The organism is Alcanivorax sp. HI0083 (genome assembly GCF_001635175.1).
The window spans coordinates 1-7,242 of the sequence record NZ_LWFX01001004.1 but is presented as its reverse complement, the minus strand read 5'-3'; the positions used below and the strand labels follow the sequence as shown (position 1 = coordinate 7,242).

3 protein-coding genes are annotated in these 7,242 nt (G+C 60.4%); all 3 read left to right on the top strand.

Annotation, left to right across the window (positions count from 1 at the left end; all coding sequences use genetic code 11):
• The coding region (locus tag A3754_RS12195; RefSeq protein ID WP_156496965.1) for a non-ribosomal peptide synthetase at positions 1 to 4,081 on the top strand (4,081 nt) is incomplete at its 5' end.
• A 13-nt stretch (positions 4,082 to 4,094) separates the two neighbouring features.
• Complete coding sequence (locus A3754_RS12190) at positions 4,095 to 7,085, top strand: amino acid adenylation domain-containing protein (protein ID WP_231880608.1); 2,991 nt, start codon at positions 4,095 to 4,097, stop codon at positions 7,083 to 7,085.
• Positions 7,058 to 7,242 (top strand): hypothetical protein (locus tag A3754_RS28550; protein WP_231880607.1); only part of this gene is annotated, 185 nt, incomplete at its 3' end. The genes A3754_RS12190 and A3754_RS28550, both read left to right, overlap by 28 nt.

The following is a 7,242-nucleotide window of genomic DNA, read 5'->3' as shown; positions in this document are numbered from 1 at the left end:
GGGGCCGAGAAAGTTGTATGTGCTGGATCAGGATCTTAACCGGGTGCCGGTCGGCGTCGCCGGGGAACTGTATATCGGCAACGAAGTGGGCCTGGCCCGTGGCTACCATCAGCGCCCGGACCTGACGGCGGAGCGTTTCCTGCCAGACCCGTTCGGCGAACCCGGCGAGCGCATGTATCGCACCGGGGACCTGGTGAAGTACCGGGACGATGGCGTAATGGAATACCTGGGCCGGGTGGATCAGCAGGTGAAGATTCGCGGCTTCCGTATTGAGCTGGGCGAAATTGAAAGCCGCCTGCTCGCCCATCCGCAGGTCCGTGAAGCGGTGGTGCTCGCCCAGCCGTCACCGGGCGGAGATCGCTTGGTAGCCTACATCGTCACACGCTCCTCGGTAGGAGCGGCGCTTGAGCCGCGAACCGAGGGTAGCGAGGTCCCATCGCTGGACGTTACCGCTATCCTTTCTGAACTGGCCATTTCCCTGCCCGACTATATGGTGCCCAGCCAGCTAATCACCCTGGAAGCCATGCCGCTGACGCCAGCGGGCAAAGTGAATCGCAAGGCATTGCCCTTGCCCCAATGGCAGACGGGCAGTAGCGGCGAGGCGCCGCAAACCGATAACGAAATGGTGCTGGCGGCAATCTGGCAATCCCTGCTGGGGCTGGAAAGCGTCAGCCGTGATGATCACTTTTTCAATCTGGGAGGCCATTCGCTGTTGGCGGTACAGATGGTTAACCGGCTGCGCCATCAGCACCAGCTGGATTTGCCGCTGAACCGGATTTTTGAGCAGCCATTGCTCAAGCAATGTGCCTTGCTGTGTCAGCCGGTGGATGCCCTGCCGGCGATTCAGCCGGTGCCGCGCCACGGTGACTTGCCCTGTTCTGCCGCCCAGCGTCGGCTCTGGTTTGTGCAACAGCTGGAACCGGAAAACGGCGCCTACCATATGCCGCTGGCATTGGAGGTGCGCGGTGAGCTGCATCGCGATGCTCTGCAACGAGCGCTGAATACTCTGGTGGCCAATCATGAAGGCCTGCGTACCCGTTTTATCGAGGCGGGTGGCGAACCCCACCAGCGAATTCTCGATGCTGGCACGGTGGCTATTGAGTGGCAGGACCTGAGCGAAGAAACCGGGGCGGACGCGGTAGCCCGCTCTCACCAACATGAGGCGCTCCAGCATGAGGCATTAACGCGGCCGTTCGACCTGGCAGCGGATGACTTGCTGCGGGTGCAGGTGCTGAAACTCTCGGCGCAGCGTTATCAGCTGTTGTTGGTGCAGCATCACATCATTGGTGATGGTGTTTCCATGCAGCTGTTGCTGACAGAGTTGAGCGAACTGTATCAACGGGCCCATCAGGGCGAGACGCTGGCGGCGAACCCCGCAGCGATTCAGTACGCGGATTATGCGGCCTGGCAACAGCAATGGCTGGACAGTGACGAGGCCCGTGCTCAAACCCAGTGGTGGGTCGAACAGCTCGGCGATGGTGGCGAGCCATTGGCCTTGTCCACGGATTATCCACGAGGTGGTTTGCCGGGCAAGGCAAGCGGCGGCGCGCGCTTGCCCATGCCGATCAGTGATGCGCAATTGGTGCAGCTGAAGCAGCGAGCCAGCGAGCTGGGCTCCACCGTGTCCACGCTGTTGCTCAGTGTCTGGCAGACCCTGCTGCATCGCTACAGTGGCCAGCCTCAGGTGCGGGTCGGGGTGCCGGTGGCTGGGCGTTTGTTGGCGGAGACGGAAACCCTGCAGGGCTGTTTCATCAATACGCTGGTGATCCCGGCGTCATACCATCAGCCGCAGACGTTTGCGCAACAGGTGGCGGCCACTCAGCAATTTATCGGTGCCGCTCAGGGCCGCCAGGCGTTGCCGTTCGAGATTCTGGTGGAGGCGCTGGGAGTAGACAGAAGCCTGGATCGCCACCCCTTGTTCCAGGTGGCATTCAATCATCAGCGGCTCAGCCAGACCTTTGCGCCCCAGTGGCCGGAAGCGGTGATTACCCCATTCGATCCCGGTGCCGCTGGTGCCCAGTTCGAACTGGCGCTGGATATTCTGGAAGACGATGAACAGCTGCAGGGCTTTATCGGTTATGCCACTGCATTATTCAAACCGGAAACCATCGAACGGTTACGGGACCATTTCTCCATTCTGCTGGGCGCGTTGCTGGATGACCCGCAGCAACGGCTGTCTGATGCGAGCCTGCTGACCGCAAACGAAGTGGCCGCGAGCCAAGACTTCAATCGTACCGAAAAAGATTGGGGCGATTTTACCGCGGTACCGAAGCGGCTGAGTCAGCAGGCGGCTCGCACCCCGGATGCCATCGCTCTGAGCATGGGCGAGCAGCAGCTCAGCTATGCGCAGCTGGAGCGCAAGGTCAATCAACTGGCGAACCGTTTACGCCGTGCCGGGGTGAAAGAGGACGTGCGTGTGGCCATCGGCTTGCCCCGGTCGCTGGAACTGGTTATCGGTATTCTTGCCATCACCCGCGCCGGCGGTGCCTATGTGCCGCTGGACCCGGGCTACCCGCAGGATCGACTCGCCTACATTCTGGAAGCGTCGTCCCCGGCGTTGTTGCTGACCCATAGCGAGTTGCTGGAAAGCTGGCCGCAAGTGGTGCCCATGTGGTGTCTGGACGAGTTGGATGTGAGTGATCAGCCGGTGACGCCGCCGGCCGTGCAGTGGCACCCGGATCAGGCGATCTATGTGATTTACACCTCCGGCTCCACCGGCAAACCCAAGGGCGTGCTCAATACCCAGGCGGCGCTGGAAAACCGGTTGCTGTGGATGCAGAACGAATATCCGTTGCAGGCGGCGGACTGTGTACTGCAAAAAACGCCGTTCAGTTTTGATGTGTCGGTGTGGGAATTTTTCTGGCCATTGATGGTGGGCGCACGGCTGGCGGTGGCACCGCCGCAAGCCCATGCTGATCCGCAATGGTTGCAACAGATCATGGCCGAGGAAGATGTCACCACGCTGCACTTTGTGCCGTCCATGTTGAAGGCGTTTGTGGATGCCACCGGCCTGCAGCATCTGCCACAACTCAAGCGCCTGATCTGTAGCGGCGAAGCGCTGGATATGGAGCTGCAGAAAGACGTGTTCGCCAGCCGCAACGATGTGGAACTGCACAACCTGTACGGCCCCACCGAAGCCGCCATTGATGTGAGTTTCTGGCAGTGCCGTTCCCTGGAGAGAGAAGAAAAGGAAAAGCCGGAAGGCGGCCACACCGTGCCCATCGGTGTACCGATCAGCAATATTCAGCTGCATGTGCTGGATACGGACCTCAACCCGGTCCCCCGTGGTGTCCCCGGTGAGTTGTACCTGGCCGGCACAGGGTTGGCACGGGGCTATTTTGCCCGCCCGGATCTGACGGCAGAACGTTTTCTGCCCAATCCTTTCGGTGAGCCGGGCAGCCGCCTGTACCGCACCGGCGATCAGGTGCGGCAACGGGGCGATGGCACCATTGATTATCTGGGCCGCCTCGATCATCAGGTGAAGATCCGGGGCTTGCGTATCGAGCTGGGTGAAATCGAACAACAGCTAAAGCAATTGCCTGAGGTGAATGATGCGGTTGTGGTTGCTCATCACAGTGACGCCGGTGACCAGTTGGTGGCGTATGTGAGCGCCGATAGCGATAACCGTGACGGTTGGCGACAGTCTCTCGCTGAGGCGTTGCCCGAGTACATGGTGCCCTCGCTGTTTATGGTGCTGGAGGTGCTGCCTCTATCACCCAACGGCAAGCTGGACCGCAAGGCCCTGCCGGAACCGCAATGGCAGGCCCGTGAATACCGTGCTCCACAAACCGACACCGAACAGCAATTGGCATCGTTGTGGGAAGAGTTGTTGGGGCAATCGCCAGTGGGGCTGGATGACAATTTCTTTGCCCTTGGTGGGCACTCGCTGTTAGCCACACGGGTGGTTGCCACGCTGCGCGATCGCTGGAGTGTGGATGTTCCTCTGCGCGCGTTATTTGAGGCGGACACCTTGCAGGCACTGGCCGCGCTGGTGGACGAACACAACGGCGATGCCAAACAGCAGGAGCAGGATGACCTGTCGGCCATGGCCGATCTGCTCGATGACCTGGAAGATTTATGATCCGGAGTGACCTATGAGCCTGGACAAGGCGGCACTGGCGCAGCGCTTTATGGCGCTGGATGAAACCAAACAGGCGGTTTTTCTACAGAAGCTGGGGGAAAAGGGCATTCCCTTCGAGCGTCTGCCGATTGTCGCCGGTGACCGCCCGAATCGTATCCCGCTGGCGCCAGCACAGCAGCGCCTGTGGACCATTCATCAGCTGGAGCCAGACAACACCGCCTACCACCTGATCGCCGCCTTTGAACTGAACGGGGCACTGGATGTGTCGCGGTTGCTGCGGGCTCTGGATGCGGTGGTCCAGCGACATGAAAGCCTGCGTACCCGTTTTGTGGAAGAGGGCGGCGAAGGGCTGCAACAGATTGGCACTGATTCCCTGATCGTTGAACAGCGCGATGCTCGCATGCTGGATGGCAATGCCCGGCAAACCCTGGCGGATGAACATGCTCACCGGCTCTTTGTGCTGGGCAGTGATTCGCCATTGCGTGTGCAGTTGCTGCAACTGTCGGATCAAGGCTGGCGCTTGCAGCTGGTCATGCACCATCTGGTGTCCGATGGCTGGTCCATGGATGTGTTCTTTGCGGATCTGGCGCAAGCGTATCTCAGTGATGCATCGCTGCCTGAGCTTGCCATTCAGTATGCGGATTACGCGCTTTGGCAAAAGGCCTGGCTGGATGCCGGTGAACGTGACAGACAACTGGCGTACTGGCGCCAACAACTGGGGCATGAGCAACAGGAAAGGGCGCAGCCCCCGTTACTGATTGCCCATGACCGTGCCCCGGCACAGACCGCCTTGCGTACGGCGGCCAGTGTGCAATGGACGGTTCCTTCTCACTTGCAGGGGCCGTTGCAGACGCTGGCGCGGAAAAACGACACCACCCTGTTCACGGTGGTTTTGGCGGCCTGGCAGTGGGCGCTGGCGTCGGTGAGTGGTCGCCGTGATATTCCGGTGGGTGTCCCGGTGGCTAACCGCGAACGCAGCGAAGTAGAAGCGCTGGTGGGATTCTTCGTGAATACCCTGGTGGTGCGCGGGCAGCCGCAGGCGGCGCTCACGGTAAGCCAGTGGGTGGCGCAGCTGCACCAGACCATGCTGGACGCCCAGGCTCACCAGGCGCTGCCGTTTGATCAGCTGGTGGCATCCCTGTCGCCTCGCCGGGAGCCGGGTGAAACACCCCTTTTCCAGGTGTTGTTCAACTATCAGCGTCGCGATACGACAGCAAGAAATCTGAGCGACGGCGTCACCATTGCACCGCTTGCTCAGGGTGTGCCGCATGCGTTGTTTGATTTGGCACTGGATGTCCATGAGGGGGATGGCGGTGCGTTGTTGCTGACGCTGACCTATGCGGCAGACCGTTTTCATTCAGACACTGCCGAGCGACTGAAGCAGGCCATGAGCCAGGTGCTGGCGGCATTCGGCGAGGGTCAGCGAACGCTGGGTGCCATCGCTGTGTCAGAGGCCGATTTACCGCAGCTGCAGCATTGGGGGCAGGGGGCCGGCCAGTGGCAAGCGGATAGTTTTGTCTCTTTGTTTTCACAGCAGGCTGCGAGACAGGGCGATGCCATTGCACTGATGCACGGGGATACCCGCGTGTCGTTTGCTGAATTGGAAGCACGTTCCAATCAATTGGCCCGTTATCTGATCGCCCAGGGTGTAAAACCGGATGGCGTGATTGGTGTGTCCTTCGAGCGCGGCGTCACCATGGTGGAAGCTTTTATCGCCGTGATGAAAGCGGGCGGCGCCTTTTTGCCGCTGGACCCGGGTTATCCCTCCGAACGCTTGCACTACATGCTGGAAGACAGCGGCGCCAAGTTGCTGCTTACGTCTTCAGATTTGATTGAAACCTTGCCCCGTGTTGCAACCGTTAGCCCTATTGCTGTCGATACACTCTCACTGGACAGTTTTGCTTTCGGCATTCCCAACGAAGAACCGCACCCGGATCAGCTCGCCTATGTGATCTACACCTCCGGTTCCACCGGCAAACCCAAAGGCGTGTCGCTGACCCATGCCGGTCTCTCCATGCATGTGCAAACCATCGGTGAACGCTATGGCATGACCCCGGATGATGTGGAGCTGCAGTTCGCCTCCATCAGTTTTGATGGCGCCGTAGAGCGCTGGACGGTGCCGCTGGCCTTTGGTTCCCGTGTGGTGATTCGTGACCAGCAACTGTGGAGCGCGGAACAATGCTGTGAGGTGCTGAAAAACGAAGGCGTCACCGTGGCCTGTTTTCCGCCCAGCTATATGGGCCCGCTGCTGGACTGGATCGAACAGGAAAAAACCGCACTGAAAGTGCGTTCCTGGACCCTGGGGGGCGAAGCCTTTACCCGGGAAACCTTCGAACGCATGCAGCAGGTGTTGAAACCGCAGCGCATTCTCAACGGTTACGGTCCTACCGAAACCGTGGTCACCCCGATGCTGTGGGCCGCCTATGAAGGGGACTCCCTGACCAGTGCCTACGCGCCCATCGGCACCGCCGTGGGGCCGAGAAAATTGTATGTGCTGGATCAGGATCTTAATCGGGTGCCGGTCGGCGTCGCCGGGGAACTGTATATCGGCAACGAAGTGGGCCTGGCCCGGGGTTATCATCAGCGCCCGGACTTGACCGCCGAACGCTTTCTGCCGGATCCCTTCGGCGAACCCGGCGAGCGCATGTACCGCACCGGTGACCTGGTGAAGTACCGGGACGATGGCGTGATGGAATACCTGGGCCGCGTGGATCAGCAGGTGAAGATCCGCGGCTTCCGTATTGAGCTGGGCGAAATTGAAAGCCAACTGCTGGGCCATGAACAGATTCGTGAGGCCGCCGTGGTGGCGCAGCCATCGCCGACGGGGGATCGCTTGGTAGCCTACATCGTCGCACGCCCCTCTGTAGGAGCGGCGCTTGAGCCGCGAAACGAGCGCAGCGAGGCCCCATCGCTGAACGTTACCGCTATCCTCGATGACTTATCCCAATCTTTACCCGACTATATGGTGCCAGCCAGTTGGTCGTGTTGGAAGCCTTGCCGCTGACCCCGGCAGGCAAAGTCGATCGCAAGGCGTTGCCGGCGCCGCAGTGGCAAACCGCCAGCGAAGGTGACGCACCACAGACGGATAATGAACAGACGCTGGCGACGATCTGGCAGCAACTGCTGGGCCGTGAAACCGTCAGCCGCGATGATAATTTTTT